At 53.6% G+C, this 23,260-nt stretch carries 23 protein-coding genes and 1 pseudogene; 13 read left to right on the top strand and 11 right to left on the bottom strand.

Features of this window, described 5'->3' with window-relative positions; translation table 11 throughout:
- Positions 1-16: 16 nt before the first annotated feature.
- The 4 genes from ACQG1K_RS12950 (at position 17) to htpX (ending at position 4,440) form a co-directional block, all read left to right on the top strand.
- Positions 17-514 carry a GAF domain-containing protein gene (locus ACQG1K_RS12950; protein WP_006811006.1) on the top strand — a complete coding sequence of 166 codons (498 nt, stop codon included), beginning with the start codon at positions 17-19 and terminating at the stop codon, positions 512-514.
- A gap of 96 nt (positions 515-610) precedes the next feature.
- Complete coding sequence (gene proQ, locus ACQG1K_RS12945) at positions 611-1,297, top strand: RNA chaperone ProQ (RefSeq protein WP_003859895.1); 687 nt, start codon at positions 611-613, stop codon at positions 1,295-1,297.
- A gap of 19 nt (positions 1,298-1,316) precedes the next feature.
- The gene (gene prc / locus ACQG1K_RS12940) at positions 1,317-3,365 is read left to right on the top strand and encodes a carboxy terminal-processing peptidase (protein WP_367074327.1); all 2,049 of its coding nucleotides are present in this window, start codon (positions 1,317-1,319) and stop codon (positions 3,363-3,365) included.
- A 193-nt stretch (positions 3,366-3,558) separates the two neighbouring features.
- Positions 3,559-4,440: a protease HtpX gene (htpX, locus tag ACQG1K_RS12935; RefSeq protein WP_003859899.1), complete on the top strand. Its 882-nt coding sequence runs from the start codon at positions 3,559-3,561 to the stop codon at positions 4,438-4,440.
- Positions 4,441-4,491: 51 nt separating this feature from the next.
- Here htpX and ACQG1K_RS12930 read toward each other — a convergent pair whose 3' ends face one another.
- Positions 4,492-5,865 (bottom strand): MFS transporter, encoded by a 1,374-nt coding sequence (locus ACQG1K_RS12930; RefSeq protein ID WP_367074329.1) that lies wholly within the window; start codon positions 5,863-5,865, stop codon positions 4,492-4,494.
- A 175-nt stretch (positions 5,866-6,040) separates the two neighbouring features.
- Here ACQG1K_RS12930 and kdgR point away from each other — a divergent pair, with 175 nt between their 5' ends.
- A complete protein-coding gene (gene kdgR / locus ACQG1K_RS12925; protein WP_022648455.1) occupies positions 6,041-6,832 on the top strand; it encodes a DNA-binding transcriptional regulator KdgR in 792 nt (263 codons plus the stop codon).
- 63 nt (positions 6,833-6,895) lie between these two features.
- On the opposite strand, the gene ACQG1K_RS12920 is transcribed toward kdgR, so the two are convergent.
- Positions 6,896-7,135: a YobH family protein gene (locus ACQG1K_RS12920; RefSeq protein WP_022648454.1), complete on the bottom strand. Its 240-nt coding sequence runs from the start codon at positions 7,133-7,135 to the stop codon at positions 6,896-6,898.
- A gap of 160 nt (positions 7,136-7,295) precedes the next feature.
- Between ACQG1K_RS12920 and mgrB the strand changes: the two genes are divergently transcribed.
- The 6 genes and pseudogenes from mgrB to rlmA all read left to right on the top strand — a co-directional run bounded on the left by mgrB (position 7,296) and on the right by rlmA (position 11,654).
- Positions 7,296-7,439, top strand: a complete 144-nt coding sequence (gene mgrB / locus ACQG1K_RS12915; RefSeq protein ID WP_003859906.1) for a PhoP/PhoQ regulator MgrB — start codon at positions 7,296-7,298, stop codon at positions 7,437-7,439.
- Positions 7,440-7,513: 74 nt separating this feature from the next.
- A complete protein-coding gene (locus tag ACQG1K_RS12910; RefSeq protein ID WP_023300358.1) occupies positions 7,514-7,801 on the top strand; it encodes a YebO family protein in 288 nt (95 codons plus the stop codon).
- A 669-nt stretch (positions 7,802-8,470) separates the two neighbouring features.
- A pseudogene (locus ACQG1K_RS12905) lies at positions 8,471-8,615 on the top strand (DUF2627 domain-containing protein).
- A 12-nt stretch (positions 8,616-8,627) separates the two neighbouring features.
- The gene (cspE, locus tag ACQG1K_RS12900) at positions 8,628-8,837 is read left to right on the top strand and encodes a transcription antiterminator/RNA stability regulator CspE (protein ID WP_001062678.1); all 210 of its coding nucleotides are present in this window, start codon (positions 8,628-8,630) and stop codon (positions 8,835-8,837) included.
- Positions 8,838-9,053: 216 nt separating this feature from the next.
- Positions 9,054-10,799, top strand: a complete 1,746-nt coding sequence (ftsI, locus tag ACQG1K_RS12895) for a peptidoglycan glycosyltransferase FtsI (RefSeq protein ID WP_023300357.1) — start codon at positions 9,054-9,056, stop codon at positions 10,797-10,799.
- 39 nt (positions 10,800-10,838) lie between these two features.
- Entirely contained in the window at positions 10,839-11,654 is an 816-nt protein-coding gene (gene rlmA, locus ACQG1K_RS12890) for a 23S rRNA (guanine(745)-N(1))-methyltransferase (protein WP_048966749.1), read from the top strand.
- Here rlmA and mntP read toward each other — a convergent pair.
- The 5 genes from mntP to manX form a co-directional block, all read right to left on the bottom strand.
- Positions 11,651-12,217 carry a manganese efflux pump MntP gene (mntP, locus tag ACQG1K_RS12885; RefSeq protein ID WP_367074332.1) on the bottom strand — a complete coding sequence of 189 codons (567 nt, stop codon included), beginning with the start codon at positions 12,215-12,217 and terminating at the stop codon, positions 11,651-11,653. The genes rlmA and mntP overlap by 4 nt on opposite strands.
- A gap of 400 nt (positions 12,218-12,617) precedes the next feature.
- A complete protein-coding gene (locus ACQG1K_RS12880) occupies positions 12,618-13,076 on the bottom strand; it encodes a DUF986 family protein (RefSeq protein WP_022648449.1) in 459 nt (152 codons plus the stop codon).
- Between the two features lie 54 nt (positions 13,077-13,130).
- On the bottom strand, positions 13,131-13,982 hold the full coding sequence (locus ACQG1K_RS12875; protein ID WP_006810994.1) for a PTS mannose transporter subunit IID: 852 nt from the start codon (positions 13,980-13,982) through the stop codon (positions 13,131-13,133).
- A gap of 12 nt (positions 13,983-13,994) precedes the next feature.
- Positions 13,995-14,795, bottom strand: coding sequence for a PTS mannose transporter subunit IIC (gene manY, locus ACQG1K_RS12870; protein ID WP_022648448.1), 801 nt, complete (start codon positions 14,793-14,795; stop codon positions 13,995-13,997).
- Between the two features lie 47 nt (positions 14,796-14,842).
- Positions 14,843-15,805 (bottom strand): PTS mannose transporter subunit IIAB, encoded by a 963-nt coding sequence (gene manX, locus ACQG1K_RS12865; protein WP_022651434.1) that lies wholly within the window; start codon positions 15,803-15,805, stop codon positions 14,843-14,845.
- Between the two features lie 463 nt (positions 15,806-16,268).
- Between manX and yoaE the strand changes: the two genes are divergently transcribed.
- On the top strand, positions 16,269-17,822 hold the full coding sequence (yoaE, locus tag ACQG1K_RS12860; protein WP_367074334.1) for a CNNM family cation transport protein YoaE: 1,554 nt from the start codon (positions 16,269-16,271) through the stop codon (positions 17,820-17,822).
- Positions 17,823-17,828: 6 nt separating this feature from the next.
- Here the strand turns inward: yoaE and ACQG1K_RS12855 are convergent, their stop codons facing one another.
- From ACQG1K_RS12855 to pabB, 4 genes are all read right to left on the bottom strand, one after another.
- Positions 17,829-19,427, bottom strand: coding sequence for an EAL domain-containing protein (locus ACQG1K_RS12855; RefSeq protein ID WP_023300353.1), 1,599 nt, complete (start codon positions 19,425-19,427; stop codon positions 17,829-17,831).
- Between the two features lie 130 nt (positions 19,428-19,557).
- On the bottom strand, positions 19,558-20,922 hold the full coding sequence (gene sdaA / locus ACQG1K_RS12850; protein ID WP_022648444.1) for an L-serine ammonia-lyase: 1,365 nt from the start codon (positions 20,920-20,922) through the stop codon (positions 19,558-19,560).
- 184 nt (positions 20,923-21,106) lie between these two features.
- Complete coding sequence (locus ACQG1K_RS12845; RefSeq protein ID WP_022648443.1) at positions 21,107-21,685, bottom strand: CoA pyrophosphatase; 579 nt, start codon at positions 21,683-21,685, stop codon at positions 21,107-21,109.
- Positions 21,682-23,016, bottom strand: coding sequence for an aminodeoxychorismate synthase component 1 (gene pabB, locus ACQG1K_RS12840; RefSeq protein WP_032622420.1), 1,335 nt, complete (start codon positions 23,014-23,016; stop codon positions 21,682-21,684). The genes ACQG1K_RS12845 and pabB overlap by 4 nt, the downstream gene beginning before the upstream one ends.
- Before the next feature lie 61 nt (positions 23,017-23,077).
- Between pabB and ACQG1K_RS12835 the strand changes: the two genes are divergently transcribed.
- The gene (locus ACQG1K_RS12835) at positions 23,078-23,257 is read left to right on the top strand and encodes a YoaH family protein (RefSeq protein WP_022648441.1); all 180 of its coding nucleotides are present in this window, start codon (positions 23,078-23,080) and stop codon (positions 23,255-23,257) included.
- Positions 23,258-23,260 lie beyond the last annotated feature (3 nt).

The following is a 23,260-nucleotide window of genomic DNA, read 5'->3' as shown; positions in this document are numbered from 1 at the left end:
ACTAAGTGATTGAATAATGAACAAAACAGAATTCTACGCGGATCTGAATCGCGATTTTAAGGCATTAATGGCAGGGGAAACCAGTTTCTTAGCCACTCTGGCAAATACCAGTGCGTTACTGTTCGAACGCCTTTCTGACGTGAACTGGGCGGGCTTTTATCTGCTGGAAGGCGACACGCTGGTGCTGGGGCCTTTCCAGGGGAAACTCGCCTGCGTACGCATCCCGGTAGGTCGCGGCGTGTGCGGTACCGCAGTGGCGACCCGTCAGGTTCAGCGTGTCGAAGATGTACATGCGTTTGACGGCCACATTGCCTGCGATGCCAGCAGCAATTCTGAAATCGTACTGCCGCTGGTGGTTAAAAATCAGATTATTGGCGTTCTGGATATCGACAGCACGGTCTTCAGCCGCTTTACTGCCGAGGATGAGCAGGGGCTGCGCGCGTTGGCCGCAAACCTGGAAAATGTTCTGGCAGAGACCGATTATCATAAATTCTTTGCGAGCGTCGCAGGATAATCAACGGATAACGTAGCATTTACTGATAGCGTCATTATAATGTCGCCTGTTCATGCCTGCGCTTGTTGGCAACGTCCGTTGTAATCAGGAAATTTCATGGAAAATCAACCTAAGTTGAATAGCAGTAAAGAAGTTATCGCATTTCTGGCCGAGCGTTTCCCGCAGTGCTTCAGCGCTGAAGGTGAAGCGCGTCCTCTGAAAGTCGGTATCTTTCAGGATCTGGTCGCGCGCGTTGAGGGGGAGATGAACCTCAGCAAAACGCAGCTTCGTTCTGCCTTGCGCCTTTATACCTCGAGCTGGCGTTACCTGTACGGTATCAAGCCGGGTGCGACCCGTGTCGACCTTGACGGCAACCCGTGTGGTGAGCTGGACGAGCAGCACGTAGAACATGCGCGTAAGCAGCTTGAAGAAGCCAAAGCTCGCGTTCAGGCACAGCGTGCTGAACAGCAGGCCAAAAAACGCGAAGCCGCAGCGGCAAACGGTCAGGAAGACGCCCCTCGTCGCGAGCGTAAACCGCGTCCGGCACCGCGTCGTACTGAAAATAACGATCGCAAACCGCGTGCTGACAAACCAGCAGCTAAAGCCCCACGTGCGCCGCGCGAAGAGCCGCGCCACACCCCAGTTTCGGACATCAACGCCCTGAGCGTAGGTCAGTCTCTGAAGGTTAAAGCGGGTAACAATGCGATGGATGCCACCGTACTGGAAATCACCAAAGATGGCGTTCGTGTACAGCTGACTTCTGGTATGTCAATGATTGTACGCGCAGAACACTTGTTGTTCTGAAACGGAGGCCGAGCCTGGCATGAACACTTTTTTTAAGCTCACCGCGCTGGCTGGCCTGTTTGCTATAACAGGCCACGCTTTCGCTGTGGACGATATTACGCGTGTTGATCAAATTCCGGTTCTCAAGGAAGAGACTCAGCACGCGACGGTGAGTGAGCGCGTGACGTCGCGCTTTACTCGTTCGCACTATCGTCAGTTCGATCTCGATCAGGCCTTTTCGGCCAAAATCTTTGACCGTTATCTGAACTTGCTGGATTACAGCCATAACGTACTGCTGGCCAGCGATGTCGAACAGTTCGCTAAACGCAAATCCGAAGTGGGTGATGAGCTGCGCTCCGGAAAGCTGGATCTTTTCTACGATCTGTACAACTTATCGCAAAAGCGCCGTTTTGAGCGTTATCAATACGCGCTGAAAGTGCTGGAACGTCCGATGGACTTTACCGGCAACGACACCTTTAATCTGGACCGCAGCAAAGCGCCATGGCCGAAAGATGAGGCTGAACTGAACGCGCTGTGGGACGGAAAAGTCAAATATGACGAACTGAGCCTCAAGCTCACAGGCAAAGACGAGAAAGAGATCCGTGAGACGTTAAACCGTCGCTACAAATTCGCAATTCGTCGTCTGGCGCAGACCAACAGTGAAGATGTTTTCTCGCTGGCGATGACCGCGTTTGCGCACGAAATTGATCCGCACACTAATTATCTCTCTCCACGTAACACCGAACAGTTCAATACCGAAATGAGCCTGTCTCTGGAAGGTATCGGTGCTGTGCTTCAGATGGACGATGACTACACCGTTATCAACTCCATGGTGGCCGGTGGCCCTGCATCGAAAAGCAAAGCGATCAGCGTAGGCGACCGTATTGTCGGTGTAGGTCAAACCGGAAAGAGCATGGTGGACGTGATTGGCTGGCGACTTGATGACGTAGTTGCGTTGATCAAAGGGCCGAAGGGCAGCAAAGTTCGCCTGGAGATCCTGCCTGCCGGAAAGGGGACCAAAACCCGTATCGTTACTCTGACCCGTGAGCGTATCCGTCTGGAAGATCGCGCGGTGAAAATGTCGGTGAAAACCGTGGGTAAAGAGAAGGTTGGCGTTCTGGATATCCCTGGCTTCTACGTTGGCCTGACCGATGATGTGAAAGTGCAGCTCCAGAAGCTTGAAAAGCAGAATGTCAGCAGTGTGATCATCGACCTGCGCAGCAACGGCGGCGGGGCATTGACCGAGGCCGTCTCGCTCTCAGGGCTGTTTATCCCGTCTGGCCCGGTGGTTCAGGTGCGCGATAACAACGGTAAAGTGCGTGAAGATGCCGATACCGATGGCGTGGTCTACTATAAGGGTCCGCTGGTGGTGCTGGTCGATCGCTTCAGCGCCTCTGCATCGGAAATCTTCGCTGCTGCCATGCAGGATTACGGCCGGGCGTTAATCGTCGGCGAACCGACGTTTGGCAAGGGCACCGTTCAGCAGTACCGCTCTCTGAACCGGATTTACGACCAGATGCTGCGTCCTGAATGGCCGGCGCTGGGCTCAGTACAGTACACCATTCAGAAGTTTTACCGTGTTAACGGCGGCAGTACGCAGCGCAAAGGCGTGACGCCGGACATCATGATGCCGACAGGTACCGAAGAGACGGAAACGGGCGAGAAGTTTGAAGATAACGCGCTGCCGTGGGATAGCATTGATGCCGCGACATTCGTGAAATCGGGTGATATGAAACAGTTCGGACCGGAACTGCTGAAAAATCACAACGACCGCATCGGGAAGGATCCGGAATTCCAGTACATCATGAAGGACATCGCGCGTTTCAACGCTCTGAAAGCGAAACGGAACATTGTCTCTCTGAACTACGCCCAGCGTGAGAAAGAGAACAATGAAGATGACGCGACACGTCTGGCGCGTATCAACGATCGCTTCAAACGTGAAGGCAGGCCTCTGCTCAAAAAACTGGACGATCTGCCTAAGGATTACCAGGAGCCCGATCCGTATCTGGACGAGACGGTGCATATCGCGCTTGATCTCGCGAAGCTGGAAAAAGAGAAACCTGCCGTTCAACCTGCTCCGACAAAATAATCCCCCAACAGGCACAAGAAATTGTGCCTGTTTCTTTTTGTTCCTCATCCTTCCGTCAGGCAGATTTCCAATTGTGTAAAGTTGTGTCTTTCTGGTGACTTACGCCGTCTGGATGCTTGAAAATAGCCGCAATACCCATACGATGTGGGTAATCGCATAGTGCGTTTTGTTAAACTGAGGTTAAAAGAATATTATGATGCGAATCGCGCTCTTCCTGCTCACCAACCTGGCGGTGATGGTGGTATTCGGGCTGGTGCTAAGCCTGACGGGAATTCAGTCGAGCAGCGTTCAGGGTCTGTTGATTATGGCGCTGCTGTTTGGTTTCGGTGGCTCTTTCATTTCACTGCTGATGTCGAAGTGGATGGCACTGAAATCCGTGGGCGGTGAAGTTATTGAGCAGCCGCGTAACGATATGGAACAGTGGTTGATGAGCACGGTTGCTCAGCAGTCAAAGCAGGCGGGCATAGCCATGCCGCAGGTGGCGATCTACCACGCGCCGGATATCAACGCGTTTGCTACCGGTGCGCGTCGTGACGCGTCCCTGGTGGCCGTCAGTACCGGTCTGCTGCAAAACATGAGCCGTGACGAAGCGGAAGCGGTTATTGCTCACGAGATCAGCCACATCGCTAACGGCGATATGGTCACCATGACCTTGATCCAGGGCGTGGTGAACACCTTCGTTATCTTTATTTCCCGTATTCTGGCGCAGATTGCTGCCGGATTTATGGGTGGCAACCGTGATGAGGGTGAAGAGAGCAACGGTAACCCGCTGATCTATTTTGCTGTTTCAATGGTGCTGGAGCTGGTGTTCGGTATCCTGGCAAGCATCATTACCATGTGGTTCTCCCGTCATCGTGAGTTCCACGCGGATGCCGGTTCTGCGAAACTGGTGGGTCGTGAGAAGATGATTGCTGCGCTGCAACGTCTGAAAACCAGCTACGAGCCGCAGGAAGCAAACAGCATGATGGCCTTCTGCATCAATGGTAAATCAAAGTCGCTGAGCGAGCTGTTTATGTCACACCCGCCGCTGGATAAACGTATTGAAGCGCTGCGAAGCGGCGAGTACCTGAAGTAATACCCGCCGGATGAAAAAAACCGGGCAGGAGACAATCTCCGCCCGGTTTTTTTATGCCTGCGCCTTTGGCTGGGTCACACGAAGGCCGCTAATGATAGCCGCGAGGGTCGCCAGTGTCCCTGCGGTAATCAGCGCAACGTGTGTCGCATTTTGCCCGGCAAGGTTAAACATCAACGCCACCATTGCGGCCCCGGTGCTTTGCCCTAACAGTCTTGCCGTACCCAGCATCCCGCTGGCACCACCGCTGCGATGACGTGGGGCAGAGGTGATAATTGTGTGGTTGTTAGGTGACTGGAACAGACCGAAACCTGCCCCGCACAGGATCATGCGCCAGATAATATCCAGATCCCCCGGCGAGGAGGGCAGGAGCGACAGCGCAAACAGTACTGCTGCCATGACGATCAGCCCGATAGCCCCCAGCAGTCCGGCATGAACGCGCTCAATAAGGTACCCGGCCAGCGGGGCCATCACCATGGTTGCCAAAGGCCAGGGCGTGAGCAGCAAGCCTGTTTCCACTTCCGAACGGCCAAGCACGCTCTGCAAAAAGAATGGCAGCGCAACCAGCGCCAGCATCTGGGCGCAGAACGAGCAAATGGAGGTACAAATTGATAGCGAAAATAGCGGAATACGCAGCAAATCGACCGGCAGTAACGGCACGGGCAGCGCCAGCTGGCGTCGTACAAAGAAAAAGCCGATGATAAGCAGGGCAACGATTTCTGTGGCAATGAGCGACAAAGACTGTCCCTGCGCAAATCCGCTCAGCGCAGTAATCAGCAGGCCAAAGGTCAGCGCGTTCATCACAGCGCTGGGCAGGTCAAAACGTGGCATGGTGTTTTTCGGACCATTTTCCGGAAGATAGCGCAGGGCGAAGAAGATCGCCACAATGCCCAGCGGCACGTTAATGGCAAACAGCCACTGCCACGAGGCTACGGACAGAATGGCGGCGGCAATCGTCGGCCCGGCGGCGGACGACACGGCCACAATAAAGGAGTTAATGCCCATGCCGCGCCCCAGATGGCGATGAGGATAGATAAGCCGTATCAGGGCCGTGTTCACGCTCATTAGCGCCGCACCGCCAAAACCCTGTGCGATACGCGCAAGCGTAAGGGTGTGCAGTGAATCGGAAAGGGCACAGAAGAGCGAGGTGAGAGTAAAGACCACCAGCCCGCACTGATAAACCCGGCGATAACCAAACATATCGCCCAGGAAAGAGAGTGACAAAAGGGAAATCACAATCGCTATCTGGTACGCGTTCACAATCCAGATGGAGCTTGCCGGAGAAGCATTAAGGTCTTTGGCAATGGTAGGAAGAGCCACATTGGCAATCGCACCGTCAAGGACAGCCATCGAAATGCCGATGACAATAGTGGCAATTGCCCCGTACCGCTGGGGTAAGGGCAGGCCATCAGAAACGTTTTTTTGCATGGGAAAAGAATGACTCAGTGTGAAATTATTTTCAGAGTAACTATTTTAGCATCTTTATTTCGGTTTTATGTCGCAGATTTGTAACGAAGTAAACCCAGATAGATTGCAGTGCGCATCACACGAATTTATAATAACCGGTTCTGATTTTTATAAAACACTCTCCATGAGGTGATAAATGGCAATCGCAGATTTGGATAAGCAGCCAGATTCTGTTTCTTCCGTGCTGAAGGTGTTTGGCATCTTGCAGGCGCTCGGAGAAGAGCGTGAAATTGGTATTACAGAGTTGTCGCAGCGTGTGATGATGTCGAAAAGCACCGTTTATCGCTTTTTGCAGACGATGAAATCATTGGGTTATGTCGCGCAGGAAGGAGAATCAGAAAAATATTCTCTGACCCTGAAACTGTTTGAATTGGGCGCCCGCGCCTTGCAGAACGTGGATCTGATCCGCAGCGCTGACATTCAGATGCGTGAACTTTCGCGGTTGACGAAAGAGACCATTCACCTCGGCGCACTGGATGAAGACAGCATCGTTTACATCCACAAAATTGACTCCATGTACAACCTGCGCATGTATTCACGCATCGGTCGTCGTAACCCGCTGTACAGTACCGCAATTGGTAAAGTCCTGCTGGCCTGGCGCGATCGTGAAGAGGTTAAGCAAATCCTTGACGGTGTGGAATACAAACGCAGCACCGATCGCACGATTACCAGTACGGATGAACTGCTGAGCGTGCTGGATAAAGTGCGTGAGCAGGGTTATGGGGAAGATAACGAAGAGCAGGAAGAAGGGTTGCGCTGCATCGGTGTGCCGGTGTTTGACCGCTTCGGCGTTGTCATTGCGGGACTGAGCATCTCTTTCCCAACGCTGCGTTTCTCCGAAGAGCGTCTTCATGAGTATGTGGCAATTCTGCATACCGCAGCGCGCAAAATTTCAGAGCAGATGGGCTATAACGAATACCCGTTCTGATCAATGCCTCCAATAAAAACGCCGCACTCTTGCGGCGTTTTTGTAAGCGAAATTTAGCTCTGATTAGCCGTTATCCACCACAACAGATGATTTACGCAGCACAGGACAGTTGGTTAACCCGATGATCCCGCTGTCGGAATGGATGTACTGAGCCGTGCTTACCCCCTGGGCGGTGAGATATTTACACTGAATACCCAAACCCGCGGCATTCTCTTTGCTTCCCATTAATACGCCATACCCACTTAACAGCAGGCCGATCCACACAAGTGCCAGTACAATTATCGTACGAACGAGTAAACGCATCGATGCCTCTTTTTTCTTTGTTGTCATGGAGTAAGCGTAACGGGTTTACGCAGTGAAACAAGTGCACGATTCCGAAAAGCGTCTGTTGAAGGTACAGTTAGCCCCTGTTTAAGATAGCCGTGATAACCTGGCTACATCAGGTCATAAGACGGAGTGTGGAGTGAAAAAAATACGCTGGGTAATTCTGATTATAGTGCTGATAGCATGCGTGGTGCTGTGGACGCAGACTATCAATGTGATGTGCGATCAGGATGTACAGTTCTTTAGCGGCATTTGTTCAATCAATAAGTTTATCCCCTGGTAGTGGCTATTTTTGCACTGAGCGATGTCCTTACGTGGCTGCAGTGGTAAAATGACTGTTTTTACTGAGGTGGTGAAATGGGTGAGTTAATGAATTCGGGGCTGCTGAGCATTGCATCCCTGGTAATGTCTTTGGTGGTGCTGGTCGTTGGACTGGTGCTGTGGTTCTTCGTTAATCGCGCCAGCTCCCGCACAAACGAGCAGATTGAGCTGCTGGAAGCATTGCTCGATCAGCAGAAACGGCAGACTGCGTTGCTGCGTCGTCTGTGCGAAGCCAACGAGCCGGAGGAGAAAGCGGTGCCGAAGGAAGCTGATGCTCAAAAACAAGACGAGGAAGAGTTCATTCGCCTGGTGGCCGAACGATAGTCTGCCCTGAACGGGGAGGTGGCCTGACGTGCGGCGTAAATCTCCTCCCTTATCAAATGTGACCCATAACATCCCAACATATAATTAAGCAGCAGTTAACTACTGTTTCAGTATACTGAAAACTGGCGAATATTTATCCTTATACAAGTCATACCGTTTCGTTGAATAAATTGTGAGCTTTAACTTTCCCGAAGTGTTTTATTTTTATCGAAACGTTTTGCTTGCCTTGTTTTGAGGCAGAGTCATAAAAATTTCATTATTTTGGTGCAGAATAACGCTTATTAAATGGTGGATTTTAATACAGTTAGCAAAATGTATTTAACATCGTTTATTCACTGTCACACTCTGGTGCATTGCGATGTTTTCAGCATAACTTTTCACAAAATGTTCTAACTCAGTCATTCCTTTAAAGAAATTCAGGGATTGGGATGGACGCTTTGAAATGATTGAGCTATGTTTAAAAAGTCTTTGATTACAGGGCGCGCCAGCGCACCCTGTGGGCGGTGAGGTCAGGTGGCGCTTCATTTGACAATTCGCATAACTGTGCAGATTGTTATGGAGTAACGCCTGAATTTGTGCGGCGGATCGAGACACGTTTAAAAATGGCTTGCCATATTAAACGTTGTGTGTGATAACACGTTTTGGGTCAAACGAGGTACAGTTCTGTTTATGTGTGGCATTTTCAGTAAAGAAGTCCTGAGTAAACACGTTGTCGTTGAATACCGCTTCTCTGCCGAACCTTATATTAGTGCCTCAAGCAGTAATGTCTCAGTTTTATCTATGTTAAAGCCTGCGGGCTAAGAAAACACTCTAAGGAATTTTGCAAATGGCAAAGATTAAAGGTCAAGTTAAGTGGTTCAACGAGTCTAAAGGTTTTGGTTTCATTACTCCTGCTGACGGCAGCAAAGACGTGTTCGTACACTTCTCTGCAATCCAGGGTAACGGCTTCAAAACTCTGGCTGAAGGCCAGAACGTTGAGTTCGAAATTCAGGACGGCCAGAAAGGCCCAGCTGCGGTTAACGTAACTGCTATCTGATCGAATCACTGCTGACTGAAGCGCTTAGCGCTTCGATCTCAGACATAAGCCTCGCCGATGCGGGGCTTTTTTATTCACTTATTTTTCAAAATGTTACGTATTCCTCCTCTGTTATTATCTTGTTGCAAACCCGCGAGATTATTAGCATTGTTTTCCCGCCTTATTATCCCTTTTTCCCGTTAAATCAGGGCGTTGATTAACAGCCCTGGGGTTAAAGTGAAAAAAAAGACAATAACGGCCAACGGAAACTTTACACCGGCACGTTTTGCACTTCTGTGTCTCGCCATCTTTTGTAGCCTTGCTTTTCTGTTAGGCCGCGTGGCATGGCTACAAATTATCAAACCGGATAATCTGGTGAAGCAGGAGGATATGCGTTCTCTGCGCGAAGTGGCGATAGACGCCCCGCGCGGGATGATTGTTGACCGTGAAGGGCGTCCCCTTGCGGTAAGCGTACCTGTTCAGGCCGTCTGGGCCGATCCTAAAACTGTGCTTGATAAAGGGGGGATCGGCTTTGATTCGCGCTGGCAGGCCCTGGCAAATGCTTTACACCTTTCTCTGAGCACGCTCGCATCGCGAATAAACAGCAATCCGCACGGGCGATTCATTTATCTAGCTCGTCAGGTTGATCCCTCCCAGGCAAAGTGGATTGATAAGCTGCGTCTTCCCGGTATCAACCTACGCGATGAGTCCCGTCGCTTTTATCCTGCCGGACACGTGGCGGCAAACCTGATTGGCTTCACTAATATTGATGGTCAGGGTATTGAGGGCGTCGAGAAAAGCTTTAACACGCAGCTCACCGGGAAGGCAGGCGTGCGGCTGGTCAGGAAAGATCGATACGGGCATGTGGTTGAGAACCTCACGGAGGTAGCGCCCGTACCGGCACATAATATCCAGCTTAGTATCGATGAACGCCTGCAAACTATCACCGAAGACGCGCTGGATAATGCCGTGGCGTGGAATAAAGCCGAGTCAGGCGCGTCGGTGCTGATTAATATCCAGACGGGCGAAATTCTGGCGATGGCGAGCTTCCCTGACTTCAACCCCAACAATCGGGAAGGGGCAACGCTGGATGACTTTCGTAATCGCGCGATCAGCGACACCTTTGAACCGGGTTCGACCGTTAAGCCTCTGGTGCTGATGACGGCGCTACAGCAGGGGCTGGTGCAGCCTGACAGCGTGATAGACACGCATCCCTACACCATTGATGGTCATCGTATTCGCGATGTGGGTTACTACCCCGAGCTGACCATGACCGGGATCCTGCAAAAATCCAGCGACACGGGCGTATCCCGTCTTTCTCTCGCGATGCCCGTGCAACGGTTACTTGATACCTATAAAAACTTTGGTTTTGGCGAGAGTACCGGGCTTGGCTTAACGGGAGAAAGCTCAGGTTTACTGCCGCAGCGAAAATTCTGGAGTCAGTTAGACAGGGCGACCTTTGCCTTTGGGTATGGCCTGATGGTTACCCCCCTCCAGCTGGCGCATGTGTATGCCACCATCGGTAGCTATGGCATTGAACGGCCTCTGTCCATCACCCGTATCGATCCCCCCGTGATTGGCAAACGGGTGATGCCCGGGGAGATTGTTCACGAGGTGGAACACATGATGGAGAGCGTCGCGTTACCCGGCGGTGGCGGGATCAAAGCGGCGGTGCGTAACTATCGTGTGGCGATTAAAACCGGGACGGCCAAAAAAATCGATGAACACGGTAAGTATGTGGATAAATACGTCGCCTACACAGCAGGCGTTGCGCCCGCCAGCGATCCCCGTTTTGCACTGGTGGTGGTGATCAACGATCCGAAAAACGGAGCCTACTACGGCGGGGCCGTTTCCGCGCCCGTGTTCAGCGAAATTATGGGTAACGTCTTGCGCCTGGAAAACGTGAAGCCAGACGGACTGCCGGCAGATTCTGACCATCTGATCGTGATGCGTCACCCAGCCGTTTATAACCCTGGCGAATAGCGGTACACTTCGCCTTTTGGTTTTCGCCCTGGAGCTGTCATGTCTTTCAGTTGTCCCCTTTGCCACGCGCCGCTGACGCGCGCGGAGAAAACGTTTATCTGTCCACTGGGACATCAGTTTGACCGGGCTAAAGAGGGCTATGTCAATCTTCTGCCGGTACAGCACAAGCGCTCCCGGGATCCGGGTGACAGCGCGGAGATGATGCAGGCGCGCCGGGCGTTTCTTGACGCCGGGCACTATCAACCGCTCAGGGATGCCGTTGTCGACTTACTCCGTCAATATCTGACAGAAGGCGCATCCGCCATGCTGGATATCGGCTGCGGTGAGGGCTACTACACCGCCACGTTTGCTGACATCGCGGCTGGGAAAGGCGCCGAAACTTACGGGCTGGACGTGTCGAAAGTGGCTATCCGTGCAGCAGCAAAACGCTACTCAGCGGTAACGTTCTGCGTGGCCTCCAGCCACCGCCTGCCGTTTGAGGAAGCGAGTATGGACGCCGTGGTGCGTATCTATGCCCCGTGCAAGGCAGAGGAGCTGGCGCGCGTCGTTAAGCCCGGCGGGTGGGTTATCACCGTTACGCCGGGACCGCGTCATCTGCTGGAGCTAAAAGGGCTGATCTATGATGAAGTTCACCTGCATGCGCCGCACTCTGAACAGCTGGCGGGCTTCGCGTTAAAGCAGGCGCAGTCAGTGGCGTATGAGATGACGTTGCAGGGAAGTGAAGCGGTGGCGTTACTGCAAATGACGCCGTTTGCGTGGCGGGCAAAACCAGAGGTGTGGGAAACGCTGGCAGCACAGACAGAATTTCGCTGCCAGACGGATTTCAGCATCCATTGCTGGCAGCGCGAAGATTAACCCGCGAAGTGTGCCCAGAGTATTTGGGCACCAATTCCGATCAACACGATACCGCCCAGAATTTCGGCGCGTTTGCCTAACAGCGGGCCAATGAACCGCCCCACCATCATCCCCAGCGTTGACATAATCAGCGTGGCGCAGCCAATCGCCAGCGCGGTGGCGATAATATTGACCTGCAAAAACGCCAGACCGACACCGACGGCCATTGCGTCCAGGCTGGTTGCGATAGCGGTTGTCACCAGAAGCCAGAAGCCGTGGCGTTGCAGCGGCCCATCATCTTCATCGCTGTTGCCACGAAAACCTTCAATTACCATGCGTCCGCCGAGGAACACCAGCAGCACGAAGGCGATCCAGTGGTTCCACTCCAGCACAAACTGGCTGGCGAGCATCCCCAGACCCCAGCCAATAAGCGGCGTCAGCGTTTCGATTGCGCCAAAGATGAGACCAGTGCGCAGGGCTTCGGAAAATTTAGGTTTATGGAGAGTGGCACCTTTACCGATAGAGGCGGCAAATGCGTCCATGGACATGCCAAAAGCCAGAAGGATCGTAGCGGAGATGTTCATAAGTGCGTCCAGACCGGGGATATCCATATGACACATCACTGCCCCCAGTAAACAGCAGTTGATGTATCTATGGTCTCGCCTGATCGCTTTTGGCACAGTAAGTGTGCTGAATACGATCCGTACGCGCCACGTTTTGCAACGAGTATGTTGACACGTACATTTCCCGCAGGCAGGAAATCGGCTACTCCCCAACGACGGGCGCAACCTTAACATATTTTGAGAATATAAAACAACAACGAAGATGGCTTTATAAAGCCACTATGTTGATAACGATTTTCATTTAGGTTTATGCGTAAAAGTATCGTTAATAAATATAAGTTAATTCGCAGGGGAGATATAGCATCGGCTATATTTCTGGTTTGAGAATAATACAATACATAGCCGATGCTATAAAATTAATTCATTGAGTTTTAAGGAGTAATTTGTAGATTTTTTCCAGGTCGTCAATATTTTTGACCCGAATGAGCAGGCGGCGTTGTTCTAATTGCATCACCAGAACTCCGTCTTCGGATAAATTCATCTCTTTAATGCGGTTATATTCTATCCAGACATTGGCGAAGAAGAATCCGTGTTTTTTAAAAATGAGTTTTGGCGAGCGGATCCAGAACAGGTAAATCGCCATTAATGCCAGCGCACATAATAACCATGTGGTTAATATTGCGCCGTGGCTGGTCACATTATTGTAAATCAGGATGACTACCAGACCGGCGAAGATAAACGCATCAATGCGCCCACGGCGTAAGAGGGGAAGGGTCAGCAGCGTCTCGCCGTGGCGGCGAGGCATAATGAACTCGTCATAGATCGCGTAAGCCAGAAGGGCAACAATAAATAAAACCAGTACGGTGTCCGTGACAGTCATTCATCCTCCAGATAAAAAGACCGGGGGCAAGCCCCCGGTCGGTAACGCATTTTATTACAGACCCAGCAGGCCGACGGCGTAGCCCGCGATACCGATGACGAAGAAGCCAACGATGATCCACAGCGGGTTCACTTTCTTACGCAGCAGCCACATACAGGCGAAGGTTAACAGCAGCGGTACCAGGCCAGGCATCAGCTGGTCCAGAATGGTCTGCACGGTGGTGACGCGCGTCTGACCATCCTGACCGGTGATCGTCGATACCACCAGCGGGATGTTCACGTGCGTCCACTTGTTAACCAAAGCCCCCATTACAAACAGGCCGAGGATTGACGCCCCCTCAGTCAGTTTTTGCAGGAAGCCGCCGCCCATATCCTTAACGATATCCACCCCTTTACGGTAACCATACGCCACGCCGTAGTAGCGGGTCAGCAGACGCACCGCGTTGAACAGGATAAAGAACAGCAGGGGACCAAGCAGACTGCCGCTCATGGCGATCCCGGCGCCCAGTGCCGCAAAGACCGGACGCACGGTACCCCAGAAGATCGGGTCGCCCACGCCTGCCAGCGGCCCCATCAGACCGACTTTAATACCGTTGATAGCACCATCGTCGATCTCAGCCCCGTTTGCACGCTGCTCTTCCATCGCCAGCGTTACGCCCAGAACAGGCGCCGCTACGTAAGGGTGAGTGTTGAAGAATTCCAGGTGACGCTTAATTGCCTGACGGCGTGCTTCGTTGTTTTCCGGATACAGGCGTTTGATTGCCGGCACCATGGAGAAGCAGAAGCCGAGCGCCTGCATACGTTCGAAGTTCCATGAACCCTGAAACAGGTTAGAACGGATGAACACGCCACGAATATCACCCGGAGTGAGTTTTTTCTCAGTGGTAGTTTTTGTCATATCAACCATTTCGCTCACCTGTTAGTCCAGTTCGTTATCGAGATCGTTGTTACCAGCAGCCTGCGCAGGGGCACCCGCGACACGGTTGTATTTCGGGCTGAGCTGGATATAAAGAATCGCCATCACCGCACCAATCACACCCAGCGCAACCAGGTTGAAGTTGGTGAATGCAGCGGTAACGAAGCCAAGGTAGAAGAACGGCATCAGATAGCCTGCGCGCATCATGTTGATGACCATCGCGTAACCTACGACCACAATCATACCGCCCGCGATATTCAGACCGCCGGTGACCACTTCTGGTATGGCGTTCAGCATACTTTGAACTTCACTGGTCCCAACGGAAATCGCCACGATAACGGCCGGAATAGCGATACGCATCGCCTGCAGGAACAGGGACGAGACGTGGATCCAGGAGAGCGCTGTCAGGTTGCCGTTATCGGCCGCCTTATCCGCCGCGTGCTGGAAGGCAACGGTGATGGTACGAACAATGATGGTCAGCACCTGGCCTGCCGCGGCTAGTGGAATGGCCAGCGCGATACCGGCACCGATACTCTGATGACCGGCGATAACCAGAACGGTCGAAATAATGGACGCCAGCGCGGCATCTGGCGCAACTGCCGCACCGATGTTCATCCAGCCGAGGGCGATCATTTCCAGGGTACCACCGATGATGATACCGGTTTTCATGTCACCGAGAACGGCGCCAATCAACGTACAGGCCACCAGAGGGCGGTGGAACTGAAATTCATCAAGTACGGACTCCATACCCGCAATACACGCGACGATGAACACCAGCACAATCTGAAGAGTAGTAATCTCCATTGCACTTCTCCTATTACATAAGCTCTATATGAAAAACCGGCCCGGGCTTATTTCCCCACTTTGCCGATCAAATCCATCATTTTCAGTTTCTGATCCGTGGAAACCTTACGGGCTTCCAGCTCGATACCGCGTGCATTCAGCTTGTTGAAGGCCTCGATATCTTTCGCATCCACTGAAATCGCGTTGTTGACCTGCGTTTTGCCCTGACGGAAAGCCATACCGCCAATGTTAACGGAGGTGATTTTCACGCCGCCTTCAACAATGCGTTCAACGTCTGTCGGGTTGGTGAACAGAAGCATCACGCGTTCGCCCGCATATTTCGGGTTGTTGTAAACGCGGATCATTTTGGCGACATCCACGACGTGCGCGGTGACGCCCGGCGGTGCAACCTGGGTAAGAAGGGTTTTACGGACAGTGTCGGCGGCCACTTCGTCACTGACCACGATGATGCGTTGTACGTTGGTCTCTTTGGTCCAGCGCGTCGCCACCTGGCCGTGGATCAGACGGTCATCAATACGCGCAAGGCCGATAACCATGTAATCGTTCGGACCCATTGGCTTCGCCGGTGCCGCGGCTTTTGGTGCAGCAGGGGCAGGGGCAGGTTTTTCAACCGGCTGTGCTTTCAGCGCCTTCACGCCTTCGCGACCGGTTTCCACCGCCAGCGCCACCAGCTCGTCAAAGCCTGGGTTGTCGTCACGCGCCATGAAGGTTTCCACCAACATTGGGATATTTACCCCGGCGACGACTTCATAATGCTCTTTATCGACGACAATGCGGCTGGCAGCGTTGAACGGGCTGCCGCCCCATGTATCCACGAGAAACAGCACGCCTTTGCTGGTATCCAGCTTCTCAAGCTGAGCAGTGTACTTTTCAATCAGCGTCTCGGCGTTTTCACCGGGAACGAAATCGATCCAGCCGACGTTTTCCTGCTCGCCCAACAGCATTTCTGCCGTTTTGAGTAACTGCTCCGCAGCCCAACCATGTGTGCCTATGACAATAGCAATGGTCACTTGCTACCTCCTATTATTATCATTTATACGTCTGCCAGGCAGGCGTACTGAGAATCGTATTGGCGAACCGAATCGATTCAGATAAGGGTTAGAGTTCTAAAAAACCAAGACTTCCGCGAATTATTTTAGATAGTGAAAAAATAATTTATGTGATGAAGATCCGTAATTTAGCTACGCCTTACAGATTTTTCTGTAAGATAAACCACGTGTGTTACAGAAGTTTGCAAAGGAACGTAAATCTTTGCTAAAAACCCATTGTCTCTGATATGTTTAGCGTCCGTTTAATTATTCAGGAGTATAGGGCTACAGCCCACTATATGGACCGTCACCGACGTCAGTCATCTTCCAGGCCATTCCGCGCCTTATTCACCGGCGACCTTCGCCACGCATCGACCCCCATTCCCTTTGAAATGCCCGAAATTAGCGGGGCACCGTTTTGTCATTCCTTTAGCAGGAGCGTGTCATGGAATTCTTAATGGACCCGTCAATCTGGGTAGGCTTGCTTACGCTGGTCGTGCTGGAGATCGTTCTCGGTATTGATAACCTGGTGTTTATTGCCATCCTTGCGGATAAGCTGCCGCCGAAACAGCGTGATAAAGCCCGTCTGATCGGCCTCTCGCTGGCGCTGATCATGCGACTGGGCCTGCTGTCCGTGATCTCGTGGATGGTTACGCTGACTAAGCCTCTGTTCACCGTCATGGATTTCACCTTCTCCGGCCGTGATTTAATCATGCTGGTGGGGGGGCTTTTCCTGCTGTTCAAAGCTACAACAGAGCTGCATGAACGGCTGGAGAACCGGCAGCATGATGATGGCCACGGTAAGGGGTATGCCAGCTTCTGGGTGGTGGTCCTGCAGATTGTGGTGCTTGATGCGGTCTTCTCTCTGGATGCGGTGATTACAGCGGTTGGCATGGTGAACCATCTGCCGGTGATGATGGCGGCTGTTGTGATTGCGATGGCGGTAATGCTGCTGGCGTCGAAACCGCTGACGCGTTTCGTCAATCAACATCCGACGGTCGTCGTGCTGTGTCTGAGTTTCCTGTTGATGATTGGTCTGAGCCTGGTGGCAGAAGGTTTTGGTTTCCATATACCGAAAGGCTACCTGTACGCCGCGATTGGCTTCTCGATTCTGATCGAGCTGTTTAACCAGATTGCGCGCCGTAACTTCATTAAGCAGCAGTCGAATCAGCCGCTGCGCGCGCGTACCGCCGATGCGATCCTGCGCCTGATGGGCGGGCGTCGTCAGGTGAACGTGCAGGCGGATAACGAGAACCGTAACCCGGTTCCGGAAGGCGCGTTTGTGGAAGAAGAACGCTACATGATCAACGGCGTGCTTTCGCTGGCCTCCCGCTCCCTGCGCGGCATTATGACGCCGCGCGGTGAAATCAGCTGGGTGGACGCCAACCTGAGCGTCGACGAAATTCGCCAGCAGCTGCTCTCCTCGCCGCACAGCCTGTTCCCGGTCTGTCGGGGCGAGCTGGATGAGATCATCGGTGTGGTGCGCGCGAAAGAGATGCTCGTGGCGCTGGAAGAGGGCGTCAACGTCGAGGCCGTAGCGGCCGCGTCGCCTGCCATCGTGGTGCCGGAGACGCTGGATCCGATTAACCTGCTGGGCGTGTTGCGTCGTGCTCGCGGGAGCTTTGTTATCGTCACCAACGAATTTGGTGTGGTACAAGGTCTGGTAACGCCGCTGGACGTGCTGGAAGCCATTGCCGGTGAATTCCCTGATGCGGATGAAACGCCAGAAATCGTTGCCGACGGTGACGGCTGGCTGGTGAAAGGCACCACCGACCTGCATGCGCTCTCGCACACGCTGGGCGTCGAAAACGTGGTCAATGACGATGAAGACATCGCCACGGTAGCGGGGCTGGTGATTGCCGTTAACGGGCAGATCCCGCGTATCGGTGATGTGCTTGAGCTGCCGCCGCTGCAAATTACCATCGTTGAAGCCAACGACTATCGCGTTGATATGGTTCGTATTGTTAAAGAGCACTCTGTACACGACGAAGAAGAGTAACGCTATCTAGCGTAACGGCAATAAAGGCACGATGTGTCCGTTGTGACGGGCTGGCGGAGGGTTACTTTCCGCCAGCCATTTCGGAAACTCCCGCAGCGGCATCGGCCGCGCATACAAGTACCCCTGCAAAATATGTACGCTGTGGCGGCGCAAATAGCGTGACTGCTCCTCGGTTTCAACCCCTTCTGCAACCAGTTCAATATTCAACCTCTGGCCCAGCGCAATAATAATATCCGTTACCGTTGAGTTCACGGCGTCGGTGCCGATCGCGGTGGTGAAGGATTTATCAATTTTCAGCACGTCCGGGTGAAGTTTTTCAAGCCACGAAAGAGAACTATTGCCCGTACCAAAATCATCAATCGCAAGCTTCACCCCTTTGCGATGCAGCTCCCGCACGATGCGGTAATCCACATCGAGCAACGCATCGCGTTCGGTTAACTCTACAATCAACTTTTGAACAGGGTTCGCCTTAAACCAGATGCGGTTGAGATCCCGGATCAGCGCAGCGCGGCGAAAATGGCTGGCGGCCACGTTGATGCCAATATGGAAATCCCGTGAGGCCGGGAAAAAGCCTATCTGCCGCACCGTTTCGCTGATGACGTAGCGGGTAAGCGGAACAATCAGGCTATGTTCTTCAGCCAGGGGGATAAAGACATCGGGAGAAATCCAGCCCTGACGCGGGTTGTTCCAGCGCAGGAGGATCTCGACGCCAACGCATTCCCGGGTGCGGGCGTTTACCAGCGGCTGGCAGAAGAGTTCAAACTCCCGGGCAGCAATCCCCATATTAATTTCCCAGGTGAAACTTATGCGTCGCGCCGTGGCAAGCCAGGCGATATAGCCCATCAGTAAACTGAGCATCAACGCCAGCGGTAGCTGGGTAGGCAGATTTTTCAATGCCATTTGGCCTGCCCCCGGGCCGCTGACCGTGACGCTGAAAGGGTAGTGCTGTGAAGACTGTTCCAGCAGGGAGGCGTGTTCATCGAAGGTCGGCGTATTCGTCACCTGCTGCCCGTCGCGGAGAAAATTATCGCCTACTCTCAGGACCACGTCGGTGATTTGTGGCCGCTGTGGCTCCAGAATCATTTTGGTGATGAGATCGATATTCACTACCTCCATCAACCCGTCACTGCCGTCGCCCGCAAGGGGTGACCACTGAATCAGTACCGGACTGCCCTTTAACAGCCACCGATCGGTCAACAAGATCAGCCTGGGTTCACTGGACGGAAGCATCGGCTCAATGTCACTGACGGGCATATTTCGGCTGCCAAATACGCTCGAGCAATACAGTATTCCGTCTTTGACGAGGGCGATGGAGCGCACGGTCTGGAGGATCGCCGCCTGTTTTCGCAGAATCGGATTCGCTTCAGCGCAGGGCATATCAACCAGAAAACGTAGAGTTTCACGCTGGGTTTCTAACGCAAGAAGCACCTTATCAAGCGCACGCACGGTGTGGTGAGTAAAGTCGTGGATCCGATCCTGATTAATGTTGCGCTGTGAAATAAAGCGAATGCCCAGCGTCAGGACGAGCGTAACGAGCGCAACCGTAACACAGACGATAACGCGTTTTCGGCGATAGTCTTTAATGATCGTTTGTGCAGTTTGCATGAACGGTCGCCTGATAAGCACCGGCCGGAAAAGCCAGACGCAACAGTGACAGTGTAGTGGGGAAAACGTGAAGCGACGAGAGGCGGTGGGAAAATTCGCCCATCTGTTGCAGATGGGCGAAAAGGAAGGTTTAGTCGCACTGCACCTTAATGGCCAGACCGCCGCGCGAAGTCTCACGGTACTTCGCGTTCATGTCCTTGCCGGTTTCGTACATTGTTTCAATAACCTTATCCAGTGACACGCGTGGCTCGCTGGTACGGCGCATCGCCATACGCGAGGCGTTGATCGCTTTGACGGAGGCGATGGCGTTACGCTCAATGCACGGTACTTGCACCTGGCCGGCAACCGGGTCACAGGTCAGACCGAGGTTGTGCTCCATGCCGATTTCCGCCGCCACGCACACCTGCTCAGGGCTTGCGCCCAGCAGTTCCGCCAGACCGGCCGCCGCCATAGAGCAGGCCACGCCCACTTCACCCTGACAGCCTACTTCGGCACCGGAGATGGAGGCATTCATCTTGTACAGCGCGCCGATAGCGCCTGCCGCGAGGAAATAACGGATATAGATCTCCGGTGTCACGGGCTCAATAAAGTGATCGTAGTAGGCCAGCACCGCCGGAACGATACCGCACGCGCCGTTGGTTGGCGCCGTCACCACGCGACCGCCCGCTGCGTTCTCTTCGTTAACCGCCAGCGCAAACATGTTCACCCAGTCAACCACATTCATAGGGTCATTGGAGAATTTGTCGGTGGTGACCAGCATGCGGCGCAGCGCAGAGGCACGACGCGGTACGCGCAGAGGCCCAGGCAGAACACCCTCGGTGTTCATCCCGCGGTCAATACAGGCGCGCATGGTTTGCCACACGTTAGCAAAATAGTCTTCGATCTCTTTCTTGCTGTGCAGCGCCAGTTCGTTCTGCATCACCATGCCGGACAGGGACAGACCGGTCTCTTTGCAATAGGCCAACATCTCGGTGGCAGATTTAAACGGATAGGGCACATTCACATCGCCCGCGCTCTCTTTGCCAAAGTGTTCTTCGTCAACGATAAAGCCGCCGCCGATGGAGTAGTAGGTTTTACTGTAGATCTCTTTTTCGCCGCTCCAGGCGTGGATGGTCATACCGTTTTCATGCAGCGGCAGGTTGTCGCTACGAAAACGCATCCCGTCATCCTGCGGGAAGTCCACTTCGTGCTGACCGTTAGCCAGCAGCAGACGACCGCGCGTTTCCACGTCGCGGATAAATGCCGGAATGGCATCAATATCAACTGTGTCCGGCATATTGCCCGCCAGACCCATAATAATGGCGATATCGGTGTGGTGGCCTTTACCCGTTAATGACAGTGAACCGTAAACGTCTACGGCGACACGGGTAACGCTTTCCAGTAATCCTTTTTCGACCAGATCATCGACGAACTGTTTACCGGCCTTCATCGGCCCTACAGTGTGGGAAGAAGATGGACCAATCCCCACTTTGAACATGTCGAATATACTAATCACTTTCACACTCCTGACAGGGTTACTGGGGTTCCAGTAACGATGTTATAACTGCGCATAGTGTAAGAGGGAACACTAACCTCGGCTTAACTATTCACATGAATTAAACTAATGGTTAACGATGGTTTAGCTAATAGCGCGACGCCGATCGCAAACCTGCCAGAAAAGGGTGGAATGTAAAGTATAGTCAAGGCTTCAGGCCGATTTGTAGCGCAAGCTCACGAATGATGCCTGCCGTCATGCCCCAGACAAAATAATGCTGATACCACGACAGCCAGACCCGATGATCGTGCCCGCGGCGGTGAATATCCAGAGGATGATAGCGGCCCAGACGAAGGGCCTCTTCAAGCGGCATTTCGAACACCGCTGAAACTTCATCGACGCTGGCGTGATACTGAAGATCGGGCGGAATAATGCCGACGACCGGCGTAACCTGAAAACCGGTTACGCTGTCCACTGGCGGCAGCACGCCAATTACCTCGACCGCCTCCGGGGGGATCGCCACCTCCTCATGCGCTTCGCGCAGCGCGGCGGCAATCAGGGAAGCATCGGTGCTGTCCACCGCGCCGCCCGGAAACGCAACCTGACCGGCGTGTTTTCGCATATGCGGTGAGCGCTGGGTAAGCAACAGACCCGGCTGTTCACGACGCACGACCGGGATCAGTACCGCCGCCTGACGTTGATTCAGCGCGGCGCGGTTAACCTGGGGCCGCAGAAGCTGAAAACGCGACAGAAAATCATCCAGCGTCAGGTTGTCTTTCTTCACCGTGAGTTCTCCAGTTGTTTCAGGATACGATTCACTTTATCAAAGGTTTCCTGATATTCCGCCCCGGCCTGGCTGTCGGCTACAATGCCGCCGCCTGCGGAACAGTAAAGGTTACCGTCGCAGGCCGTCAGGGTGCGAATAGTGATGCTGGTATCCATGGTTCCGCACAGGCTCACATAGCCGATGCTGCCGCACCAGGCGTTGCGGCGATGCGGTTCCAGTTCGTCGATGATCTCCATCGCGCGGACCTTCGGCGCGCCGGTGATGGAGCCGCCCGGAAACGCGGCGCGGAGCAGATCGCAGGCGGTCCGCGAGGCCGGCAGGCGTGCAGTGATAGTACTGACCAGATGATGTACCGCCGGGAAAGGCTCCACAACGAACAGCTCCGGCACGCGCACGCTGCCCGGCTCGGCGACGCGGCCAATATCATTGCGCATCAGATCGACAATCATCAGGTTTTCAGCGCGATCTTTCGGCGAGGCCGCCAGCGTCTCCGCCTGCTGGCGGTCGGCGTTAGCATCGGCAAGGCGCGGCAGGGTGCCCTTGATCGGGCGGGTCTGAATAATACCGTCAGCCAGATGAATAAAACGCTCAGGCGAAAGGCTGAGGATGGCGCCGTGTTCAAGGCGTAAAAATGCGCTAAACGGGGCCTTATTGCTGGCATTGAGGCGGGTAAATGCCTGCCATTCGTCTCCCCGGTACGCCGCCTGGAAACGCTGGGCAAGGTTGACCTGATAACAGTCGCCGCTGTGAAGATACGCCTGCACGCGAGAGAATTTTTCCGCATATTCCGCCGCGCTCATGTTCGAGTGCCAGCCAGAGGTCAGCATAAAGTGTTCCGCTGTGGCGGGCCGTTGCGCCTCAAGCCAGGCCAGACGCGCCTGCACGTCTCGGTGGCTAAGCAGGGAAACCGTCTGCTTACGGTGATCCACGATTAGCGCCCAGTCATACAGCCCCACCGCCATATCCGGCAGGGAAATATCCGCCTGCGCATGCTCGGGCAGCTTTTCGAAACGGCGACCCAGATCGTAACCAAACAGGCCCAGCGCGCCCCCCTGGAAAGGCAGATCCGGATCCGGTGTGGCAGATAAGCCCAGAGCATGGATCTCGTTCTGAAGCCGCATCAGCGGATCGTCCGTGGGTGACAGCGCATCGGTCGTCAGCGTTTTAACCGGGTCGGCCACCAGAATATCAAAGCGGCTGTAGGGGTGATCCGCATGCCCGGAGTGCAGCAGCATGGCAAAAGGAAGGTGGCTCAGACGGGCAAACCAGAACTCGGCGGCGTCTGCACGCCAGGGTAAGGTCATAACAGTGGGGAAGCGCATGTTCATGTATGGCATACTACCGGGTAGCGTGAAATAATTAGCGCGAATAATTTAGCAGGAGTTAACGATGTTTGCAGGTTTACCTTCTCTCAGTCATGACCAACAGCAGAAAGCGGTAGAGCGGATTCAGGAACTGATGGGCCAGGGTATGAGCAGCGGAGAAGCGATCACCGTCGTCGCTCAGGAAATTCGCGCCAGTCATACCGGCGAACGGATTGTGGCGCGATTTGAAGATGAAGATGAATAACCG

Origin of the sequence: Enterobacter cloacae complex sp. 402C9 (assembly GCF_050030745.1) — a bacterium.
Taxonomy (GTDB): Bacteria; Pseudomonadota; Gammaproteobacteria; order Enterobacterales; family Enterobacteriaceae; genus Enterobacter; species Enterobacter intestinihominis.
This window is presented reverse-complemented; position numbering and strand designations above follow the sequence as displayed.

What these genes read in the sequence shown, in the direction of transcription:
- ACQG1K_RS12950 (WP_006811006.1), top strand. Translation starts at nt 17, where the DNA reads ATGAACAAAACAGAATTCTACGCGGATCTGAATCGCGATTTTAAGGCA.
- proQ (WP_003859895.1), top strand. Translation starts at nt 611, where the DNA reads ATGGAAAATCAACCTAAGTTGAATAGCAGTAAAGAAGTTATCGCATTT.
- prc (WP_367074327.1), top strand. Translation starts at nt 1,317, where the DNA reads ATGAACACTTTTTTTAAGCTCACCGCGCTGGCTGGCCTGTTTGCTATA.
- htpX (WP_003859899.1), top strand. Translation starts at nt 3,559, where the DNA reads ATGATGCGAATCGCGCTCTTCCTGCTCACCAACCTGGCGGTGATGGTG.
- ACQG1K_RS12930 (WP_367074329.1), bottom strand. Translation starts at nt 5,865, where the DNA reads ATGCAAAAAAACGTTTCTGATGGCCTGCCCTTACCCCAGCGGTACGGG.
- kdgR (WP_022648455.1), top strand. Translation starts at nt 6,041, where the DNA reads ATGGCAATCGCAGATTTGGATAAGCAGCCAGATTCTGTTTCTTCCGTG.
- ACQG1K_RS12920 (WP_022648454.1), bottom strand. Translation starts at nt 7,135, where the DNA reads ATGCGTTTACTCGTTCGTACGATAATTGTACTGGCACTTGTGTGGATC.
- ACQG1K_RS12910 (WP_023300358.1), top strand. Translation starts at nt 7,514, where the DNA reads ATGGGTGAGTTAATGAATTCGGGGCTGCTGAGCATTGCATCCCTGGTA.
- cspE (WP_001062678.1), top strand. Translation starts at nt 8,628, where the DNA reads ATGGCAAAGATTAAAGGTCAAGTTAAGTGGTTCAACGAGTCTAAAGGT.
- rlmA (WP_048966749.1), top strand. Translation starts at nt 10,839, where the DNA reads ATGTCTTTCAGTTGTCCCCTTTGCCACGCGCCGCTGACGCGCGCGGAG.
- mntP (WP_367074332.1), bottom strand. Translation starts at nt 12,217, where the DNA reads ATGAACATCTCCGCTACGATCCTTCTGGCTTTTGGCATGTCCATGGAC.
- ACQG1K_RS12880 (WP_022648449.1), bottom strand. Translation starts at nt 13,076, where the DNA reads ATGACTGTCACGGACACCGTACTGGTTTTATTTATTGTTGCCCTTCTG.
- ACQG1K_RS12875 (WP_006810994.1), bottom strand. Translation starts at nt 13,982, where the DNA reads ATGGTTGATATGACAAAAACTACCACTGAGAAAAAACTCACTCCGGGT.
- manY (WP_022648448.1), bottom strand. Translation starts at nt 14,795, where the DNA reads ATGGAGATTACTACTCTTCAGATTGTGCTGGTGTTCATCGTCGCGTGT.
- yoaE (WP_367074334.1), top strand. Translation starts at nt 16,269, where the DNA reads ATGGAATTCTTAATGGACCCGTCAATCTGGGTAGGCTTGCTTACGCTG.
- ACQG1K_RS12855 (WP_023300353.1), bottom strand. Translation starts at nt 19,427, where the DNA reads ATGCAAACTGCACAAACGATCATTAAAGACTATCGCCGAAAACGCGTT.
- pabB (WP_032622420.1), bottom strand. Translation starts at nt 23,016, where the DNA reads ATGAACATGCGCTTCCCCACTGTTATGACCTTACCCTGGCGTGCAGAC.
- ACQG1K_RS12835 (WP_022648441.1), top strand. Translation starts at nt 23,078, where the DNA reads ATGTTTGCAGGTTTACCTTCTCTCAGTCATGACCAACAGCAGAAAGCG.